This is a genomic window from Micromonospora sp. DT63, from assembly GCF_049841615.1.
Lineage (GTDB): Bacteria > Actinomycetota > Actinomycetes > Mycobacteriales > Micromonosporaceae > Micromonospora.
The window spans coordinates 1,138,760-1,159,186 of record NZ_JBNCKQ010000001.1; the positions used below are offsets into that span (position 1 = coordinate 1,138,760).

General features: G+C 72.0%; 17 protein-coding genes. 11 read left to right on the forward strand and 6 right to left on the reverse strand.

Features of this window, described 5'->3' with window-relative positions; translation table 11 throughout:
* Positions 1-7: 7 nt before the first annotated feature.
* Positions 8-2,563: a WD40 repeat domain-containing serine/threonine protein kinase gene (locus ACLQ27_RS05200; RefSeq protein ID WP_425865796.1), complete on the reverse strand. Its 2,556-nt coding sequence runs from the start codon at positions 2,561-2,563 to the stop codon at positions 8-10.
* Positions 2,564-2,734: 171 nt separating this feature from the next.
* Between ACLQ27_RS05200 and ACLQ27_RS05205 the strand changes: the two genes are divergently transcribed.
* The 6 genes from ACLQ27_RS05205 (at position 2,735) to ACLQ27_RS05230 (ending at position 8,375) form a co-directional block, all read left to right on the forward strand.
* On the forward strand, positions 2,735-3,046 hold the full coding sequence (locus ACLQ27_RS05205) for a hypothetical protein (protein WP_234582756.1): 312 nt from the start codon (positions 2,735-2,737) through the stop codon (positions 3,044-3,046).
* Complete coding sequence (locus ACLQ27_RS05210; protein ID WP_234582755.1) at positions 3,039-3,335, forward strand: WXG100 family type VII secretion target; 297 nt, start codon at positions 3,039-3,041, stop codon at positions 3,333-3,335. The genes ACLQ27_RS05205 and ACLQ27_RS05210 overlap by 8 nt, the downstream gene beginning before the upstream one ends.
* Before the next feature lie 12 nt (positions 3,336-3,347).
* A complete protein-coding gene (locus ACLQ27_RS05215) occupies positions 3,348-4,679 on the forward strand; it encodes an EndoU domain-containing protein (RefSeq protein WP_357492576.1) in 1,332 nt (443 codons plus the stop codon).
* A 5-nt stretch (positions 4,680-4,684) separates the two neighbouring features.
* Positions 4,685-5,278, forward strand: coding sequence for a hypothetical protein (locus ACLQ27_RS05220; protein ID WP_425865797.1), 594 nt, complete (start codon positions 4,685-4,687; stop codon positions 5,276-5,278).
* 137 nt (positions 5,279-5,415) lie between these two features.
* Positions 5,416-6,027 (forward strand): hypothetical protein, encoded by a 612-nt coding sequence (locus ACLQ27_RS05225; RefSeq protein WP_357492580.1) that lies wholly within the window; start codon positions 5,416-5,418, stop codon positions 6,025-6,027.
* 5 nt (positions 6,028-6,032) lie between these two features.
* Entirely contained in the window at positions 6,033-8,375 is a 2,343-nt protein-coding gene (locus ACLQ27_RS05230) for a VWD domain-containing protein (RefSeq protein WP_425865799.1), read from the forward strand.
* Between the two features lie 86 nt (positions 8,376-8,461).
* On the opposite strand, the gene ACLQ27_RS05235 is transcribed toward ACLQ27_RS05230, so the two are convergent.
* A complete protein-coding gene (locus ACLQ27_RS05235) occupies positions 8,462-10,528 on the reverse strand; it encodes a cellulose binding domain-containing protein (RefSeq protein WP_425865800.1) in 2,067 nt (688 codons plus the stop codon).
* Between the two features lie 363 nt (positions 10,529-10,891).
* Between ACLQ27_RS05235 and ACLQ27_RS05240 the strand changes: the two genes are divergently transcribed.
* The 5 genes from ACLQ27_RS05240 to ACLQ27_RS05260 all read left to right on the forward strand — a co-directional run bounded on the left by ACLQ27_RS05240 (position 10,892) and on the right by ACLQ27_RS05260 (position 15,802).
* A complete protein-coding gene (locus ACLQ27_RS05240) occupies positions 10,892-12,226 on the forward strand; it encodes an extracellular catalytic domain type 1 short-chain-length polyhydroxyalkanoate depolymerase (RefSeq protein ID WP_425865801.1) in 1,335 nt (444 codons plus the stop codon).
* Positions 12,227-12,410: 184 nt separating this feature from the next.
* A complete protein-coding gene (locus tag ACLQ27_RS05245) occupies positions 12,411-13,304 on the forward strand; it encodes an ABC transporter ATP-binding protein (RefSeq protein ID WP_425865802.1) in 894 nt (297 codons plus the stop codon).
* Between the two features lies 1 nt (position 13,305).
* Complete coding sequence (locus tag ACLQ27_RS05250) at positions 13,306-14,037, forward strand: ABC transporter permease (protein WP_357492590.1); 732 nt, start codon at positions 13,306-13,308, stop codon at positions 14,035-14,037.
* A gap of 20 nt (positions 14,038-14,057) precedes the next feature.
* Entirely contained in the window at positions 14,058-15,200 is a 1,143-nt protein-coding gene (locus ACLQ27_RS05255; RefSeq protein WP_425865803.1) for a sensor histidine kinase, read from the forward strand.
* Positions 15,197-15,802, forward strand: a complete 606-nt coding sequence (locus ACLQ27_RS05260) for a response regulator transcription factor (RefSeq protein ID WP_234582745.1) — start codon at positions 15,197-15,199, stop codon at positions 15,800-15,802. Before ACLQ27_RS05255 ends, ACLQ27_RS05260 begins: the two co-directional genes overlap by 4 nt.
* Before the next feature lie 346 nt (positions 15,803-16,148).
* Here the strand turns inward: ACLQ27_RS05260 and ACLQ27_RS05265 are convergent, their stop codons facing one another.
* The 4 genes from ACLQ27_RS05265 to ACLQ27_RS05280 form a co-directional block, all read right to left on the reverse strand.
* Positions 16,149-17,129 carry a LacI family DNA-binding transcriptional regulator gene (locus ACLQ27_RS05265; protein WP_425865941.1) on the reverse strand — a complete coding sequence of 327 codons (981 nt, stop codon included), beginning with the start codon at positions 17,127-17,129 and terminating at the stop codon, positions 16,149-16,151.
* Positions 17,130-17,219: 90 nt separating this feature from the next.
* Entirely contained in the window at positions 17,220-18,059 is an 840-nt protein-coding gene (locus tag ACLQ27_RS05270; protein ID WP_425865804.1) for a carbohydrate ABC transporter permease, read from the reverse strand.
* Positions 18,056-19,054: a carbohydrate ABC transporter permease gene (locus ACLQ27_RS05275; RefSeq protein WP_357492600.1), complete on the reverse strand. Its 999-nt coding sequence runs from the start codon at positions 19,052-19,054 to the stop codon at positions 18,056-18,058. Before ACLQ27_RS05275 ends, ACLQ27_RS05270 begins: the two co-directional genes overlap by 4 nt.
* 52 nt (positions 19,055-19,106) lie before the next feature.
* Positions 19,107-20,402: an extracellular solute-binding protein gene (locus ACLQ27_RS05280; RefSeq protein WP_357492602.1), complete on the reverse strand. Its 1,296-nt coding sequence runs from the start codon at positions 20,400-20,402 to the stop codon at positions 19,107-19,109.
* Between the last annotated feature and the right edge of the window lie 25 nt (positions 20,403-20,427).

Sequence of the window (20,427 nt, forward strand, 5' to 3'; positions counted from 1 at the left end):
CGAGTCCTCACCGGGACGGGCCGTACGTCCACAGCCGCAGCCCCTCGTCGCCGCCGAGGGCGACGACCTCGCCGCGCGGCGCCATCACCACCGCCTCGGACGGCAGGACGCCGGAGTCCAGGAAGCCCTCCTTGTACCTGTGGACTGTCCGGGCGGTGGTGGTGTGCCAGATCCGCACCTCGCCCCGCTCAGCCGTGACGAAGAGGTCGCCCGGCCCGAACGCGGCCGCGTCGGGAGGCGTCGTCCCGCCGTCCAGGGTCGCCACGACGGCGCCGGTGCCGGAGGCACGGATCACCGTGTCACCGTCGGACCTGAATTCCGCCCACGGCGCGATGGGCCCGGTGATCCGGGCGGCGCTGCGGCCGCTGGCCACCTCCCAGGCACGCACCCCGCCCTGCCCGTCGATGCCCACGAGAACACGTCCGTCCGGAGTGAAGCGAATCGTCTGCACCCCCATGTCCCCCGCCGACAGGTCGACCGGCTTGCCCAACGACGCCATCGGCCACACCTTGACGTCGCCGGAACCGACGGCCGCGATGCTGTCCCCACCGGGAGAGAACAGCAGCCGGGTCACCGTGTCGTACTCGCCGAAGACGAGTGTCGCCCGGACCTGCCGGCTGGCGACATCCCAGAGCTTGACGACACCGTCCCGCCCACCACTGGCGAGGGTCTTGCCGTCGGGGCTGAAGACGAGCACCTTGATCTCCTCGCGGTGCCCCGCGGCGACGGCTGCCGTCTTGCGCGTCGCCACATCCCAGAACGTGATCGCGAAGTTCCCGGCGTCCGCGCTGGCGAGCGTGACGCCGTCCGGGCTGAACGCCACCGCGCTGACCTCGGCGTCGTCCAACGTCACCATCGTGGAATTCCGCTGGTGCACAAGGAGATGACCGCACAGGATGAGGCTGGCGACCAACACGAACCGCAGCAGCAGCCCCGGCCGCCGGGGGCCGAGCGGTTGGAACGCCCGAGCCGACCAGACCGGCACCTCCCGGGACTGATCGATCCGGACGTCCTCAGGGACGAGGGTGCCCAGTCTGGCTGCCATCGTTTTCGGGCCTATGCCGATGTCCCCGACGACCCACATCGGCCCTCGGCCGTCCCCCTGCGGGGGCCCCTGGAACACCCTCCCGTGCGCCGGCGCGGGCGCACGCGCCGACAGCTCGATCCCCAGCCGCGAGGTGCCGGTCGACGACCCGGCGCCAGGCCACACCGCGATGCTGGCGACATGCTCGAAAGGCAGGTCGGGCGGTGATCCGCGCGCGCCCTGGAAGCGGAGGGAATCCGGGCCGAACCGCAGCGTGCCGTGCCACGGGTCGACGATCGCATCCGCCGCCGTCCAAAACGCCAGCACCCCGATGGTGAGGGCGGCGGGGATCGGCATCCACTCGGGAAGGACGCTTGCCGTCACCACCTCGACGAACAGGACAACCGCCCAGATCGTGAGGACGATCAGGGCCAGCTGAGCCAGGACGAGGGCGCCCCGGGTCTTCTCCGGCACCTCGACCGGGAACGTGGTCGCCACCGCCCCGGTCGACGGTGGTGGTGACGCCGCGCTCTGCCGCTGGCGAGGTGGCGTTGACCGGTCCGGGTGCACGGTCGTGGCCTGCCGCTCCCAGGACTCGCCCACCGGCTCACCGTCGGCGTCGGCGTCGGCGTCGACGCCGTCCGAGGCGGGTGGGTCGGGGTCGGCGGCTGCCGCCGAGGCGGTGGTGTCCCGGCGGCCGGTCGCCCCGGCGTCGACCGGAACGGCGAGCAGATCGCGGGCCCGCTGGACGGTGAGCCGGTGCGCCACATCCCGCGTGAGCAGGCCACTGATCACCGTGGCCAACGGCTCCCCACACGTCATGGCCGGGATGTCGTCGTACAAAACGGCGTGCAGGGTGGCCGCGGTGGACGCCCGCTCGAACGGCAGCTCACCGGTGACAGCCTGGGCGAGCGTCACGCCCGCCGACCAGAGATCAGCCGCCGGCGTGGGATCGCTGCCGTGGAACAGCTCCGGTGCGAGGTACCCGGTCGAGCCCATCATCCCGTGCCGGGTCAGGCGCGCGTCCCCCACCGCCTGCGCGATGCCGAAGTCGAGCAACTTCACCGCGTCACCGGGGAGCACCATGATGTTGCCCGGCTTGACGTCACGGTGCACGACACCTACCGAGTGCGCGGCGTCCAGCGCGTCCAGCATGCGTACGGCGATCGCCGTCACCCGGGCCGGCGGCAACGCCCCCTCCCGTTCCAGGAGGTCGGCCAGCGTGGGGGCGTCCACCAGCTCCGTCACGATGTAGACGGCCTCGTCGTCACCGCCGGCCGGCACCAGGTCGTGGATCGCCACGACCGCCGGATGGTTGATCTGCCCGGCGGTCCGCGCCTCCCGCAGCGCCCGCTCGCCGAACAGCAGGCGTTCCTCACCAGTCAGGCCGGCCGGTGCGCGGACCTCCTTGACCGCGACGACGCGCCCGATCAGCTCGTCGGTCGCGCGCCACACGACCCCCATGCCACCCCGGCCGAGCACGCTCTCCAACCGGTAGCGACCCGCGACGAGCCGCTGCGCCGGCTGGGGATCTGACACCCTCGCGCTCCTTGCCGTCGAGCACTACAGTCGGCGCGTACGATACTCCGCCCGGTCACGGGCCGGTGTCCGTCCACAACAGACCGACCCGCCCGGTGGGTCCGTCGCCAGTGGTCCGCGAGGCCGACTCCGATCGCCGGAGACACGGCTTCCCGAAAGGGTCACGGGGCGATGGCAACCGGGTTCGGTTTTGATCGGGACGCGGTCGTCGACGCCGCCCGACAGTTGACGCACGTACGCTCGGATCTGGAGTCGACCGGGCAGCAGACCCCGCGCCTCGCGGCCACCGGTTCGCGAGACGTCGACGTCGCCCTCACGGACTTCACGACGGCGGCGACGCGGCACCGGGCCGGCCTGCTGGCTGCCGTGGCGGCGGCCGCGGCCCGGCTCGACGGTGTGGTCGCGGGCCACGCCCAGCTCGACAGCGCACTCGGCAGTCAGTTGCCGACCAACCAACCTTCGAAGGGGAAGACTCATGAGTGACGTCAGCGTCGGCTACGAGGGTCTCCAGTCGGCGGCCCGGAGCCTGACCAGCGGGCAGGAGGAGATGACCCAGAAGCTGAACGCCCTGAAGGCGATGATCGACCAACTGGTCAACAGCGAGTTCCGCACCCAGCTGGCGTCGGGCCGTTTCCAGGACTCCTACCAGCAGTGGACCACCGGCGCCCAGAACATGATCGGTGGGCTGGAGGGCATGTCGTCGTTCCTGGTGGGGGTCGTCCGCGAGCACCAGGAGCTGGACGCCCGGCTGGCCGGGGGCATCAACGGCTGAGCACCTGCCGACATGGACGACTGGCAGGTCCTCGACCTCTACGACGGTGATCCGACCCCCGGCGAACCAGCCTCGATCCAGGCCATGGCGGCCGATCTCCAGCGCCGGGCCGCGGCGGCCGACGGGCACCACGTCCGACTGCGGTCCATCGCGGCGAGCAGCGGCGCGCTGGCCCTGCGGGGCGACTTCGCCGCGACCGTGGACCGCGAACTCGCGCAACTGCCCGACCAGGCGAAGGCCCTGGCCGACGCCTACCTCGCCGGCGCACAGGCCCTGTCCGCCTTCGCGAACGAGCTGGCGCGTGCCCAGGCACAGTCCCGGGCCGCGCTGCGCCTCGCGATGGCCGCGGACAGTCAGTACCGGAACCTGCTCGGTCAGTTCTGCGGCCTGACCGGTCGGCGCACCTACGGGCCGGGTGTCTGGCGCGGGCTCAACGAGTCGTACGCGGCGGGGCAACGAGAGCCGGTCTTCACGATGGTCGTCCGCATCGGGCAGGCCGCGCGGTTGTGCGAGGCGGAACGCGAGCAGGCTCGGGCTTCCGCGCTTGCGGCGAAGAGCCTCTATCAGGCCGCGGCGGCTCGCTGCGCCACCGCGATCCGCGCGGCGCTGGCGCCCCTCGGCCGTCCGCAGCCCGGAGGTTCGCCGATCTCCAGTGGCCCCCCGACGACGGTGCGGATGTCGCAGCAGCGGCCCCGGGCCGGGTCGAGCGGCTCGGGCGCCACCAACTCCGCCCCGACGCAGCGCAGCGCACCGCGCACGCCGCCCGCGTCGACGCAGCCCACCCAGCCAGCCAAGCCGACGCGGCCGCCGAACCCGGGCGACATCCGGTACACCGATGCGTCCAAGAAGCACATCATCGAGGGTGACGGCGGCCGGCAGGGCGGCCACCTCGCGGGCACCGGCTTGCGCGACAAGACGGAGTTCCCGAAGACCTGGGACGAGTCGAAGATTCGCGACGCCGCGATTCAGGTGACGCAGCAGGGCCCACCGGTGAAAGGGCCGTACCTGACCAAGGACGCGGACGGCAATCGGCGGTGGGCGTACGACTACGAAGGCGCTGTAGACGGCGTCAAGGTCAAGACGACGGTGCTCGCCGACGGCGAGATACGCACGTCCTACCCGGTGGACCCGAGCGACCCGGGCGTCATCAAGAACCCGAATGCGCCGACCCCCGCTCCCCGGGGAGTCCCGGGCAGCGTCGCGCCTCGTTACAGTAATCCCGCTGTCGGCGGCGACGGCAGTTGGACCTGGGAAGGCCCGAAGGGCAGAAGGATTGTCAGGGTTGTCCAGGACGCCCAGGGGAACGTCACGACGACCGATCTCGGCCCCTACAACAAGAGATGAACACCATGGATGTGAAGTCGTACGCGGCGGTCGCCGAGGTGTGCCGCCGCCTCGCGGGGCGGCTGGCCGACGACACCCTCGGCACCGTGCGGGAGCACTACTCCGCAGGTGAACTGGACCTGGCCGACGACACGCTGCTGCTGAACCTCGCGTACCACGGGGTCGGCATCACCGCCGAGGAGCAGGCCCTGATGCGCTCCTTCCTCGGTGACCCGGACGGCAGCGACCTGGCCGAGGTGCCGATCATCGCCGAGGTGCCGGCCCCGCCCTACCGGTTCAGCCCCACCGGCCCGGCGGACGCCCCCGACCCGACACCGGCCGACGACCTTCTGTCCACCGATGCCCCGCGTCGGGGTGGCCGCAGCCTGCACCGCGTCTGGCGGGCGCCGCTCGACGGCGCACCGGACAACGCAGCCTGGCTGTACGTGTTGCAGGTGGCCGAGGGCGCCGACGAGCTGGCGACGTACTCGGGAGTGATGGCGCAGTTGTGGACGACGCTGCGGCAGAAGTGGCCGGTCGAGGTCATCGCCGACGGCTCAACGCGGACGCCGTACCACGAAGCCGCACTGGCCGGCGCGGCCGCGATCTGGCGCCCCTGACGGCCGCGCCCGGCCGTCGGGCGCGTCGGCTACTGGACATCCGCCGGGCCGGATGACGACAGCGCTCACCCGCACCTGCGGCGCAGGCTGGCCGGTATCGCCGACGACGGACGTCGGTCCGAGGAGGCGCGCGGCCCATGGGCGTACCCCGGGCAGGGTCGGCAGGGCGGGCGGCGCTCGCCGGCTGCCTCGCCGTGCTGCTACTGGCCACGACTGTCGGATGCCGCCGGTCGCGTCCCGCGCCGGCCCCCTCCGGCGGTACGGCGACTGTCGGCCTCACCGTCACGGCGTCGCAGCCCGCATACCGGGTGGGTGAACAGGTCAACCTGCGGCTCAAGCTGGTCAACAACCGGGACGCCGAGTGCCGGCTGAGCCGGGTGCCGGACGGGGCGGTGACGGTGCTGTCGCTCACGCGCGACGGAGCGCCGGTCGCCCCCGCCATCGGTGCTGCCGCCTACTACCGGGACTTCACGGCGTACCTCATCGAGAACCTGGTCCCGGTGCCACCGCGCGGTTCGGTGGAGCTGACCCTCGGCAGTGACCCGCAGAGCCCCGTCGGGGCGGCGCTGACCACCTCCGCCTCCGACGGGCGCGGCGGCGCAACGGTGACGTGGTGGCCGGTGGACCAGCCGGGGGCGTACCGGCTGGTGGTGGGCTACCTGCGGGCACCCCTGCCGGACGTGCCGGCGGACGCCTGCGCCGCGACGGCCGAGCAGGGCCCTGTCGACTTCGAGGTGAGGGGCGGGTGACCGGCGTGCGCGCGATCCGTCTGGGCGTGGTCCTGGCCGGGGTGCTGGTGCTGCTGGCCCCCCAGTCGGCGTCCGCCGTGATCAGCGTCAACTCCGACGTGCAGACGGAGTACGCGGGCTGCGTCGGGCAGATCCGCGGCTCGGGCAACGGCGCGGTGCTCGACGCGTTGCAGGCCCACAAGAAGACGATCAAGGTGCGCCGGCCCATCGTCGGCAACGAGAGCGACACGACGACGTACGTCCCGGGCAGCGACGTGCAGATCAACTGGGTGCCGGAGAACGACGGGCGCGCGTTGCCGGGCGAGGGGAAGGACTTCACCGAGGACCAGTGCGCCACCCTCATCCACGAGATGAACCACGCCCTAGACCTGGCCAACGACACCGATCGGGGTCAGTTCTGCACCCAGGGCGGCCAGTTCGCCAGCGGCGTGGATCCCGGCGAGGTGCACGCGGTCCTGGCGGAGAACGCGTACCGCGCAGGCGCCGGGTTGCCGCTTCGCACGACGTACAGCGGCATGAAGCTGCCGGCGAACGGCAAGGACTGCGATCCGCCCGCGCCGCGCCCGCCCTCGGGCGGGGGTTGTTCGATCTCCGTGATCGGCAAGGGTTACCGCTGCGCGAACAGCAACGGCGACCCGCACCTGCTGACCTACGACGGCCTCCGGTACGACTTCCAGGCCGCCGGCGAGTTCGTGCTCAGCCGCTCGACGACCGACGACTTCGAGGTCCAGACCCGACAGACGATGTTCCCGGCCAGCTCGACGGTGGCCGTCAACTCCGCGGTCGCGGCACGGGTGCGCGGCGACCGGGTCGCCGTGTACGCGACGCCCGGCGGCCCGGTCGTCCGGGTGAACGGCGCACCGGCGACCGTCGCGCCGACCGGGACGAAGCTGCCGCACGGCGGCACGGTCACCACCTGGTGGGACGGCACGGTGACGGTGGACTGGCCGGACGGTACCCGGCTCACCGCGCACCCCCTCGGCGTGTGGGGGCTGAGCGTGAGCGTCAGCGCGCCGGACGCCCGGGCCGGGACGCTGGAGGGTCTGCTCGGTGACCACGACGGTGACCCGGGCGACGATCTGACCGTCCGCGACGGTAAGCGGGTGGCCCAGCCGCCCACGTTCGAGGCGCTCTACCCCGGCTTCGCCGACAGTTGGCGCGTCGAGGCCCCCCGGTCGCTGTTCGACTACGAACCGGGTCAGGACACCGGCACATTCACCGACCGGCGCTTCCCCGACCGGCTGCTCACCGTCGGCGACCTTCCCAACCGGGCCACCGCCGAACTCATCTGCCGGCGGGCCGGCGTCACCGACCCGCGGACCCTCGCCGACTGCACGCTCGACGTCGCCCTCACCGGACAGGTCGCGTTCGCCACCGACGCCGCGCGGGCCCAGCGGGACGTCCCCGGCGTCGGCGACGTCACCCTGGAGGTCACCCGACCCGGTGCCACCGCCGCCCTGAAGGTGCCCGGCCGCGCCGGTCAGAAGATCTTCGTCGAGGTGCCGGCCGCCACCACGCCGGACCGGTGCGGCATCCTGCTGCTGCTCGACCCGCAGGGGCGTCAACTGGCGACCGGCTGCGTCATCTCCGGTGTCGGCTTCATCGACACCACCACGCTCACCGAGACCGGCGACCACCAGGTGGTGCTCGACCCGGCCGACGCCGACCTGGGCCGCGCGACGGTACGGGTCGTCACCGTCACCGACGAGGAGAAGACACTCACGCTGGACGGGCCGGCGGTGCGGGCGACGCTCGCCCAACCGGGGGCGGTGAGCCGCCTGGCGTTCGACGGGCGTGCCGGCCAGAAGGTCTTCCTCCAGGTCACCGCCGCGACCCTGCCGGACCGGTGCGGCGTGCTGGGCCTGCGCGACCCGGCGGGAGTGGAGGTGGCCACGGGCTGCGTGATCGGCGGCCAGGGCAACGTGGACGGGTTCGTCCTACCGGCCACGGGCCGCTACGTCCTGGAGGTCGACGGGACCTCCACCGACACCGGCTGGGCGGACGTGCGGCTGCGCGACGCGCACGACGAGCAGGCCGACACCGTGGCGGACGGGCGGGCCGTCACGTTGACCGTCGGCCGGCCGGGCGCGGTGAGCCGGCTGCGGTTCCCCGCCGACGCCGGTCGCCGCGTCACCGTCGAGGTGACCGGCGCCAGCCTGTCCGACAGGTGCGGAATCCTGCTGCTGAACGGTCCGGACGGTGCGACGGTGGCCACCGGTTGTGTGATCGGCGGCAGCGGCAGGTTCGAGGCGGGCCCGCTGCCGAAGAAGGGCACGTACACCCTGGTTCTCGACCCGTGGGCGGACGACACCGGGTCGGCCACGGTGACCGTACGACAGGCGGGCTGACCACGGCGGGCAGTTCCTGTCCTGACGAGCGTGATGCCTGTGAGTCATCTAGATGACGCACAGGCATCACGCTCATCGCGGCGGTGTCAGCCGCTCGTGCAGACGGTGCCGTTGAGGGTGAACGCGGTGGGCAGCACGTTCGGCCCGCTGTAGGCGCCGACGAATCCGGCGCTCACGCTCGCGCCCGGAGCGATCTGCCGGTTGTCGTCGGTCGGCGTGACGCGCACTGCCGTGCCGACCTGCTCCCAGCCGGCGCTCCAGCCGCTGCTCACCTGCTGCCAGCCGGTCGGCCAGGTCCAGGTGAGCGTCCAGCCGGTGATCGGCTTCGTCCCGTTGTTGGTGATCTCGACGCCCCCGATGTAGCCGTTGCCCCAGTCGTTGGCGGCGGTGAAGCGGACCGTGCACGCGCTGGTCGCCGGGCTGCCGGTGGCGAACGTCAACGGCGGTGAGGCCCAGGACACCCGGCCGGCCGTGTCACGGGCCAGCACGTTGACGGTGTACCTGCTGCCCGGCACCAGGTTGCCGACCGTGAACGACGTCGTCGCCGTCTCGCCGAGCTGCTCGCTGACCGCGCCGTTCTGCCGGTACACCTCGTACTTGGCGATCGGGCTGCTGCCGGCGGTGGCCGCCGGCCAGGTGATCGTCGCGCTCCGGTCGGTGACGCCGCTGGCGGTGGGCTGGCCCGGGGCCGACGGCCGTCCGTCGGTCGTGCCGGCCGGGCGCAGCACGAGCGTCGTCAGCGAGTACGGCGGAAGCGTCCGGCTGGTCGCCGAGCCGGACTGGTCGGTGGCGATGCCCGTCGTGCCGTTGGTGAGGGTGGACACCGTCGGCGCGGCCGTCGACGGCGTGAACCCGGCGTAGTCGATGGCGACGTCGTGGGCCGCCTCCGGGTCCTTGTTGATCATTAGCACGGCCAGGTCGCCGTTGCCCCGCCGGACGGCGTGCGCGCTGACCAGTGGCTCGTCGGTGCCGGCGCGCACGAACTGGTCGCCGGTCTTCGCGAAGAGCTTCATCATCGTCAGAGCGTGGTACGGCGCGAACGGCGTGTTCAACGGCGGCTCGCACACCGAGCCGTCCGCCGTGCAGCCGCCGCTGGACAGCATCCCGAAGTCGCCGTAGTCGGTCTGGCCCGCCACCTCGCTCACGGTGCCGATGCCGTTGTGCACGTTCCACCACTGGGCGGTGAAGACGCCGTTCTCCAGCAGCCCGCTGTACGCGTCGGCCAGGAACAGCGCCCCGGGCTGGGTGTTCTGGCCGGCGCCGACGTTCAGCTCGGTGAAGCTGATGCCGATCCGGTCGGCGTTCGGGCCCGCGTACCTGCTGAGCTGCTGCCGGAGCAGGTACGTCGCGTCGGGGAGCTGGTTGGTGCGGGTCAGCGACTCGGCGGCGGTGCCACCCGGGTACCAGTGCACGTCCACGAAGTCGATCTTCGGGCCGGCGATTGAGAGCACCGTCTGGTTCCAGGAGCCGGGGTCGCTGCCGGCGGTGATCCCGTCCGGCCAGTTCCCCGGCATCGTGAGCACCGCGCCCACCCTGATGCTCGGGTCGACCGCCTTCATCGCGTCGGCGTACTCGACGACCAGCCGCGCGTACTGGCTGGCGCTCTTGTCCGGGTGGTCGTCCGCCTCCCACGCCGACCCGTAGTGCCCGTTGCCGTAGTTCTCGTTGCCGATCGTCCAGTACTTCGCGCCGTAGCCCTTGGTCACGTTGGCGTAGCGCACCCAGTCGGCGGCCTCGGCCGGCGTACCGGTGCCGTAGTTCGCGATGATCATCGGTTGGGCGCCGACCCGCCTGACCGCCGCCATGAACGTGTCGAAGTCGGTGTCCGGGGCGACGTACCCACCGGGCGCGCTGTGGTCCTTCCAGTGGTAGATGTCGGCGTACGAGCCGCCGGGATAGCGCATCATCTGCACACCGGCGTCGCGCAGCAGGTCGGACGTCTCGGCGGTGCCCAGGTTCTGGTCCCAGATGGCGTGGTTGACGCCCAACGCGGTGTCGGACACCCGCGCCAGCCCGGCGCGGGCGTTCACGGTCACGGCGACGGTGTCGGGGTCGGCTGCCGCGCTGGCGTTGGGTGGGTCGATGCCGGGGAGTGCGGTCGCGGCGAGCAGCACGCCCGCCAGGAGCGCCGCACGGCGGATCGGTTTGCGCATGGTCGGGTTCCTTTGCGTGAACGACAGTGGGTCACCCGGCCGGCATGCAGCGACGCGGCGGCGGGCGGACTCGTGGACGGACAGGCCCCGGCGCCCCATCGCTCGTGCTCCGTCCCCCGGGATCCGTGGTCCGGTCCCGGCTGCCCAGTGGACGGGCGTCAGCCCCGCGCGCAGCGAGTTATCGACGGCCAAGAATGTCATGGCCGAATCGGGGATCTCAAGTGGACCCGCTCGCACGGGTGAATTGACGTCATACGGCACGCCTTGACGAACCGAATGTTATCGCTCACAGTCGATGCGTCCGGGCCTTCTTTCCGCACGCTTCACCGCCACCGCCGCACGCACACTGTGAAGGAACCGCCGATGAGAACAAGGCTCGCGCTGCTGGCCGCCGGGTTGGCGACGGCCCTGGCGACGATGACGGCAGTGGTCACGCCCGCCACGCCGGCGTCGGCCGCGACGCTCACCCAGGTGAGCAACTTCGGCACCAACCCGACGAACCTGCAGATGCACCTGTACGTGCCGGACCGGGTCGCGGCCCGCCCGGCGCTGCTGCTCGCCCTGCACTACTGCACGGGCAGCGGCCCGGCCGTGCACACCGGCTTCGGCCTCAGCGCCCTGGCCGACCGCTACGGCTTCATCGTGATCTACCCGTCGGTGACCCGCAGCAGCAAGTGCTGGGACGTCTCCTCCCCGCAGGCCCTGCGCCGCGACGGCGGCAGCGACCCCGTCGGCCTCAAGTCCATGCTCGACTACGTCCGCGCCCGCTACCCGGTCGACCCGACCCGGATCGCGGTGGGCGGCTTCTCCTCCGGCGCCATGATGACCAACGTCATGCTCGGCCTCTATCCGGACGTGTTCAGCGCCGGCTTCAGCTCCTCCGGAGTCCCGTTCGGCTGCTTCGCCACCACCAACGGCGCGGAATGGAACAGCGAATGCTCCGGCGGACGGATCACCCGCACCCCCCAGCAGTGGGGTGACCTGGTCCGCAACGCCTACCCCGGCTACACCGGCGCCCGCCCCCGCGTCCAGATCTGGCACGGCACCACGGACACCACGCTGAGCTACGTCAACTTCGGCGAACAGATCAAACAGTGGACCAACGTGCTGGGCGTCTCGCAGACCCCCAGCTACACCGACTACCCGCAGACCAGCGCCACCCGCACCCGCTACGGAGGCACCGGCCCGACCGCCCCGGTCGAGGCGATCAGCTTCCAGGGCTACGGCCACTCGATCCCGTTCGACGCCGCCCAGGCCATCCGCTTCCTCGGCTTCGACACCACCACCCCCACCACCCCGCCGCCGGGCGGCACGGCCGCGCCCCTGCGCAACGTCAACGCCGGCCGGTGTCTGGACGTCCCGTCCCGCTCGCAGACGAACGGCACCCAGGTGGCGCTGTGGGACTGCAACGGCGGCACCAACCAGCAGTGGACGTCGACGGCCGGCCGGCAACTCCAGGTGTACGGCACCAAGTGCCTGGACGCCGAGGGCGCCGGGACGACCTCGGGCACCCGGGTGATCATCTGGGACTGCAACGGTGGCGCCAACCAGCAGTGGAACCTCGGATCCGACGGCACGGTCACCGGGGTCCAGTCGGGTCTGTGCCTCACCCCGAACTCCGCCGGCACCGCCAACGGCAGCCCGGTGGTCCTCTCCACCTGCAACGGCGGGACCAGCCAGCGGTGGACCAGAAGCTGACACGGTAGCCCGACCGCGCGGCCCGGCCCCGGGCTCCGTCCGGGGTCGGGCCCGCGGTCCCCCGGGATCCGTGGCCCGACCCGGCCGCACAGTGGACGGACGGCCATCCGCGGGACAAATGTCCTGGCCGACCGCGTACCGGTGGCTCTGCCCGCGCCGCCGGAGCGTGCATAGCGTGACGGGCATGGATGACACAGCCGTACGCCTCAGCGGCCTCACCCGGCGGTTCGGTCCCGTCCGGGCCGTCGACGGGCTCGACCTGAGCATCGCGCGGGGCAGCACGGTGGCCCTGCTCGGCCCCAACGGCGCCGGCAAGACCACCGCCCTCTCGCTCCTGCTGGGTCTGGACCGGCCCGACAGCGGCACCGTGACCCTGTTCGGTCGACCCCCCGCCGAGGCGGTGCGGGCGGGACAGGTCGGCGCGATGCTCCAGGACGCCGGCTGGGTGCCGAGCGCGACGATCCGGGAGGTCGTCGACCTCGCCCGGGCGCTCTACCCCCGAGCGGTGGCCACCGACCGCGTACTGGCCCTGGCCGGGCTGACCGAACGCGCCGACCGCCGCCTCGACAAGCTCTCCGGCGGTGAGGCGCAACGGGCGCGGTTCGCCTTCGCGCTGGCCGGCGACCCGGACCTGCTGGTCCTCGACGAACCCACGGCCGCGCTGGACGTCGCCGCCCGGCAGGCGTTCTGGGCGGCCATCCACAGGTACACCGCCGACGGGCACACCGTCCTGTTCAGCACCCACCACCTGCACGAGGCGGACGAGTTCGCCGACCGCGTCGTGGTGCTCGCCGCGGGGCGGGTGGTGGCCGACGGACCGCCGGCGCAGATCCGGGCGCTTGCCGGCGGCCGTACCGTCTCCTTCGACCTCGCCAGCGGGCCGGTCGACGGCCTCGACACGCTCCCCGGAGTCCGGTCGGTGCAGCTCCGGGGCGAGCGGGTCGTGCTCACCACCGACGACGCCGACGCCACGGTGCTCGCGCTGGCCGGCACCCGCGGCTTCCGGGGCCTGGAGGTCACCGCCGTCGCCCTGGAAGCCGCCTTCCTCACCCTCACCACCACCTCGACGGAGCACTGACATGCGCGCGTACCTGCGATTCGAGCTGCGCCGGCTGGCCCGCGACCCACGGCTGCTGCTGTTCACCGTCCTCTCACCGGTGGTCACGTACGTCATCTTCTCGTCGGTGGGCCCCGGCGACGACCGGCTGGAGGGCGTCGACGCCGCCGCCGCCCTCATGGTCGGCCTGGCCGGCTACGGCGCGGTGGCGGGTGTGCTCTCGGTGGGCGCGTCGGTCGCCCACGAGCGCGCGTCGGGTTGGCTGCGCCAGCTGCGTGTCACCCCGCTGCCCGCCTGGCAGGCGGTGACCGCGAAGGCCCTGGTCTGCACGCTCAGCGGCGTGCCGTCGGTGCTGGCGGTCGGCTGCGCCGGACGGATCCAGCACCACGTCGAGCTGGGCGCCGGCCGGTGGGCGGCGCTGCTGCTGCTGATGTGGGTGGGCACGGTGCCGTTCGCGCTGCTGGGGCTCGCCATCGGGTACGGCCTCACCCCGCAGTTCGCCCAGTCGGTCAACTTCCTCGTCTTTCTCGGCCTGTCGGTCCTCGGCGGCCTGCTCGTGCCGGTGGCGTACTTTCCCGCCGTGCTGCGTCACCTGGCACACGCCCTGCCGACGTACCGGTTCGCGGAACTCGGATGGCGCTCGGCAGCAGGTCTGGCACCCACCCCGTCCGGGCTCGCCGTGCTCGCGGGGTGGACCGTGGCGTTCCTGGGCCTCTCGGCCTGGGCGTACCGGCGGTCCACCGCCCGCCGGTGACCCTCGATACGGTGTCCAGCATGTCGTCCGGGGCCGCCGCGCTCAGCCGGAACCCTCGTGGGTTCGTGCTCGTCGCGGCCCACACCCTCTGGCTGTGGCTGCTGCTGACGCCGGCCGCCGCGATCGTGCGCGGGCAGGTGCACCCCGCGACTCCGGCGACGGTGGGGCTGGGCGCCTTCGCGCTGCTCTATCTCGCGCTGGTGGCCGTGCCCGTGGCCGACCTGGTCGTCCGACCGGCGGTGCACCACGCCGGGCTGGTCGCCTTCGCGCTGCTCGGGGTCGGGCTCGCCCTCGCGTACGCCGGCGGCCCGGAGGGCTGGCTGGTCCTGCTCCTGTACGTCGCCACGGCCGGCGCGGTCGGTTTCGTGCGGGTGGCCTGGGGGTTCGCCTGGGTGGGCGGATCTGCCGCCGCCGTCGTGATCATCGGTGTGGTGGACCGGGCGTCGGCCACCGACACCGCCCAGATGGCGCTGATCACGGTGCTCGCAGGCGCCCTGACGTTGGCGTTCGCCCGGACGGCCCGACTGGTCGAGGAGCTGCGCCGCACCCAACGGGAGCTGGCCCGCACGGCGGTGGAGCAGGAACGGCTGCGCTTCGCCCGGGACCTGCACGACCTGCTGGGCCACACGCTGTCCCTGGTGGTCGTGAAGGCGGAGGTCGTACGCCGGCTCGCGCCGACGGACCCGCAACGGGCCGCGGCGGAGGCGGCGGACATCGAGCGGATCGGACGGACGGCACTCACCGAGGTCCGCGAGGCGGTCACCGGCTATCGGGAGCGCAGCTTCGCGCGGGAACTCGACGGCGTCCGGACGGCCCTGGCCGACGTCGGCATCACCGTCAGCGTGTCCGACATCGACCGCCCGCTGAGCGTGGAGGCGGACGACGCGTTCGGCTGGGTGCTGCGGGAAGGGGTGACGAACGTGGTGCGGCACAGCCGGGCATCGCGGTGCGATGTCGACGTCACCTCCGACGCCGACGAGGCGGTGCTGACCATCCGCGACGACGGGGTGGGCGGTCGTCCGCAGTTCGGCAACGGTCTGCGCGGCCTCGCCGAGCGGTTGGCGCAGGCCGGTGGGACGCTGCACGTCGGCCCGGCGCGCGGTGGGGGCCTGCTGCTCACCGCCCGGATCCCCCACTCCCCCACGGGACGGTGGGCGCGGTGATCCGACTGCTGCTCGCCGAGGACCAGGGCATGATGCGCGGGGCGTTGGCCCTGCTGTTGAACCTCGAACCCGACATCGAGGTGGTCGCCGAGGCCGCGACCGGGGCCCAGGCGACGGAGGTGGCTCTGCGGGTACGTCCCGACGTGGCGCTCCTGGACATCGAGATGCCCGACGGCAGCGGCCTCGACACCGCCGCCGCGCTGCGCGACCAGCTGCCCTCCTGCCGGGTGCTGATCCTCACCACCTTCGGCCGGCCCGGCTACCTGCGCCGGGCGATGGAGGCCGGCGCCCACGGCTTCCTCGTCAAGGACGGGCCGGTGCAGGAGCTGGCGGTGGCCGTCCGACGGGTCCTGGCCGGCGAGCGGGTGATCGACCCGGCACTGGCCGCCGCGGCCCTCGCGGCCGGCCCGAACCCGCTCACCGACCGGGAACGCGACGTGCTCGCCGCCGCCGTCGACGGGGCAACCGTCGCGGACATGGCCGCCGGGCTGCACCTGTCCGAGAGCACCGTGCGCAACTACCTCTCCGCCGCGATCGGAAAGACCGGCACCCGCAACCGCATCGAGGCCGCCCGCACCGCGCGGGCCAACGGCTGGCTCTGATCGGGCCGGACTAGTCTCGCCCGAATGCGGGGACGTTTCGGTGTGGCGCGGTGGTACGGGGAGCACCGGCGGCTCGTCCGTCGTACCCTCTTCGTTCTGGTGGTGGGTGCGGTGGTCCTGGCCGGCGGCACCGTGGCCAGCGTGTCGTGGGTCCGCGACGAGTCGGACGGCCACCTCTTCAGCGAAGCCGACGTGCCGGCGGCGCCGGTCGCCCTGGTGCTCGGCACCAAGGTGGACGCCGACGGTACGCCCTCGCCGGTCCTCGCCGCCCGGTTGGAGATCGCCCGGCGGTTGTTCGGCGCCGGCCGGGTGGACGCGATCCTGGGGTGCCGCGACGGTCGTGCGGTCAGCGGGGCGGGCCGGCGCTGTCGCGCACGACGAGTTCGGTGGCGAGTTCGATGCGCGGGCTCTCGGTCTTCTCGCCCCCGGCGAGACGCAGCACGGTCCGGGCGGCCAGCATGCCCATCTCGGCCAGGGGCTGGCGGACCGTGGTCAGCGGCGGCGAACACCAGCGGACCTCCGGCAGGTCGTCGAAACCGACCACGCTGACGTCGTCCGGCACCCGCAGGCCGCGTTTGCGGACGGCCTCGTAGACGCCGAGCGCCATCTGGTCGCTGGAGGCGAAGATGGCGGTCGGTGGGTCGGGCAGGGCCAGTAGTTGCGTACCCGAGGTGAAGCCGGCCTCGTGGTAGAAGTTGCCGGGCCTGATCAGGGCGTCGTCGACGGCGACGCCGGCGGCGCCGAGCGCCGCGCGGTACCCGTCCATCCGGGCCCGGCTGCACATCAGGTGTGGTGGTCCGGCGATGAAGCCGATGCGGCGGTGGCCGAGGCCGAGCAGGTACTGGTTGGCGCTCAGGCTGCCCGCCCAGTTGGTGGCGCCGATGGTGGGCGACTCCTGCGGGTCGACACCGGCGGGGTCGATGATGACCACCGGCAGGTGCAGCCGGCGCAGCTCCGCCTGCAGAGGTGGGTTCACCATCGAGGTCACGAAGATGACGCCCTCGGTGGAGCGGGTACGCATGTTGTCCAGCCACTGCTTGGCCGAGGAGATCCGCCAGTGGATGGCGGAGACGACGGTCCCGACGCCACTGGCCCGGGCGACGTCCTCCACCCCGCGGATGATCTCCACGGCCCACGGGCTGTCCAGGTCGTTGAAGACCAGGTCGATCAGCGCGGCCTCGGTCCGCCGGGCCTGGGTGCGCCGGCGGTAACCATGGTGGTTGAGCAGCCGCTCGACGCGCTCCCGGGTCTCGGGAGCGACGTCGGAGCGACCGTTGATGACCCGGGAGACCGTGGGCACTGACACACCGGCCAGCCGCGCGATCATCGCGATGGTGACGTTTCGGCCGTTGTCGGAGCCCACGGTCCGCTCCTTTGTCTGGCGGGACGCTTCAGGTGGGTTGACGATCCGGTGTCGTCACCCCTTGACACTGCCGGTCAGGCCGCCGATGAGTTGGCGTTCGGCCACGGCGTAGAAGCCCAGGGCGGGAATCATGGACAGGACGACGTAGGCGAGCACCCGGGCGGTGTCGTCGGCGTACTGGCCCTGGAACGCCTGGACCCCGACGGGGAGCGTCCACCAACTCTGGTCGCTGAAGACGACAAGCGGGAGCATGAAGTTGTTCCAGCTCGTCACGACGGCCAGCACCGAGACGGTGGCCAGGGCGGGACGGGCCATCGGCAGCAGGACCCGCCAGAAGAACCCGAAGGAGCTGCAGCCGTCGAGGACGGCTGCCTCCTCCACCTCGGCGGGGATGGTCCGGAAGAACTGGCGCAGGATGATGATGGTGATCGGCAGCCCGAACGCGGCCTGGGGCAGGATGACACCGAGTGGGTTGTCCAGCAGGCCCAGGCCCCGCAGCAGGACGAACAGCGGCAGGATCGCCACCGCGAACGGGAACATCAGGCCGATCGCGAACAGGGTGACCAGAAACTCACGGCCCCGGAAGGCATAGCGGGCGAAGACGAACGCCGCCATCGCCGCCGCGGCGACCACGATGAACGTGCTGCTGACGGCGATGAGCAGGCTGTTGCCGAGCTGCCGCCAGAACACCCCGGAGGCGAAGAGGTCGGTGTAGTTCTCCGGCACCCACGGGTCGGGCAGGCCCAGTGGGTTGGTCGACAACTGGCCGTTGTCCTTGAAGCCGCCGATCACACCGAACCAGACCGGCACGACGATGAGCGCGCCGACGCCGATGCAGATGAGGTGCAGGACGAGGCTGCGGGTCCGCTGGGCGCTGCCGGTGGTGGCGGTCATCGCTGGCCTCCCTGGTTGGTGATCGCGCCCGCGGTGTCCCGACGCAGGACGATGCGCTGGTAGAACAGGGCGAAGACGAGGCTCAGCAGGAACATGACGATGCTGATCGCGCTGGCGTAGCCGACCTCGAAGCGGCGGAAGCCGTACTGGTACATCGTGACGGCCATGGTCTCCGAGGTGTGGATCGGGCCACCGCCGGTCAGCACCCACACCATGTCGAACAGTTGGATGGTGCCGATGACCGACAGGAAGATGCTGATGCGGATCGTCGGGCCGAGCAGGGGCAGGGTGACGTGCCGGAACGCCTGCCAGGCGGTGGCGCCGTCGGTGACCGCGGCCTCGGACAGCTCCTTCGGGATGCCCTGACGGGCGGCCAGGAAGAGCATCATGTAGAGGCCGAAGTACTTCCAGGACACCACCAGGAAGACGGCGAACAGCACGGTGTCCGGGTCGGCGAAGACGGCGCCCGCGTCGGCGCCCAGCCAGCGGGAGACCGACTCGCCCAGGCCCCGGTTCGGCGAGAACACCAGGGTGAACAGGACGGCAGTGGTGACCTCGGAGAGCACGTACGGGGCGAAGAAGATCAGCCGGTACACGGCCCGGCCGCGCAGCGGCTGGTTGAGGAGCATGGCCAGGGCCAGCGCCGCGGGCAGCTGCACGGCGAGGGACAGCAGCACGAGCACGAGGCCGCGCCACAGGTCACCCCGGAAGGTCGGATCGCCGAAGGCACGGGTGTAGTTGTCCAGCCCGACGAAGTTCTCGGGCAGCCCGAAGCCGTTCCACTTGTAGAGGCTGGCGTAGCCGGCCACCAGGATGGGCGCGACCACCAGCAGCAGGAACAGCGCCAGGGCGGGCGCCAGGAAGACGGCGAGGACGCCCCCCCGCCCCGGCCGGGGCTGGCGGCCACGCTGTCGCGTGGTGCCCGGCCCCGGTGCCGGCGGATCGGTCGCCGTGTCGCCGCGCCTCGTGTCCGACACGGTCGATGGCCTGGTCATGCCTGCTCCACTCGGGTTCTATCGCCGGCTAGGGATGGATACGGGGTCACGGTCAGACGGTCTTGGCCACCTGCGTGATGTCCTTGAGGATCGCCGCGGGCGCCTTCTTGCCGGCGATGATCTCAGCGACGCTGTCGTTGATCTGCTGCCCGAGCGCGGGCGCGTACGCCTGGTCGAGGTAGAGCTGGAAGCCGGTGTTCTTGGCCAGGGTCTCCGCGACGACCTTGTTGTTGGGGTCGCTGATGGCGTCGGTGGCCTCCTTCACCGTGGGCAGCACCGCGCCGGTCTTCGCGGAACGACGCTGGTTGTCGGCGCTCAGCAGGAACTTCAAAAAGTCGATGGTGGCGGCCGGCGCGTCCTTGCCGACGGCGAAGCCGTTGCCACCGCCGAAGACCTCGGTGGCGGTGCCCTTGCCGCCGTCGACGGCGGGGAACGGGAAGAAGCCCAGCTTGTCGCCGAGACCCTTCTTGCTGGTGGAGCTGGACGCCTGGACCGCCGGCGCCCACTGCCCCATCAGCTCCATGCCGGCCTTGCCGTTGCCCATGGTGGCGGCCTGCCCGTCGGGCGAGCCGAACTCGGCGCCGAGGAAGCCCTTCTGGAACGGCTGGAGGTCGACGAGTTCCTTGAGTCGCTCACCAGCGGCGGCGAGGTCGGGGGTGTCGAAGTTCTTGTCGTCGACGGCCTTCTGCAGCGCGCCGACGCCGCCGATACGCATGGCGAGGTAGGACCAGTAGAAGTGCGCCGGCCACTTGTCCTTGCCGGCCAGGGCGACCGGGGTGATGCCTGCGGTCTTGAGCTTGCGTACCGCGTCGAGCAGGGCGGCCCAGGTGGCGGGCGGCTCGGTGATGCCGGCACGGGCGAAGTGGTCCTTGTTGTACCAGAACCCGACCATGCCGATGTCGAACGGGATGCCGTAGATCTTGCCGTCGATCGTGTACGGCTGCATGGCGGCGGGCAGGATGCCGCCGACCAGGTCCTTCACGTCGTCGGTGAGGTCCTTGACCAGGCCCGCGTCGACCTGCTGCTTGAGCACGCCGCCGCCCCAGGACTGGAAGAGGTCCGGCGGGTCGCCGGCCTGGGTGGCGGTGGTCAGCTTGGCCTTGAACGCCTCGTTCTCCAGCGGCTGGATGGTGAACGTGACGTTGCTGTGCGCGGTCTTGTACTCGTTGGCCATCGCGGCCCACACCGGCAGCATCGGCTCGGTGTTCTGGATGTGCCACCAGTTGATGGTCTGCGGGGCGTTCGGGTCGCTGGACTTCTCGTCGCCACTGCAGGCGCTCAGCAGGTAGGCGCCGGCGCCGGCGCCGGCGAGGCCGAGCAGCGATCGGCGGGAAAGGTGCGCTGTCATGATCCATCCCTTCGGGGACTCACGG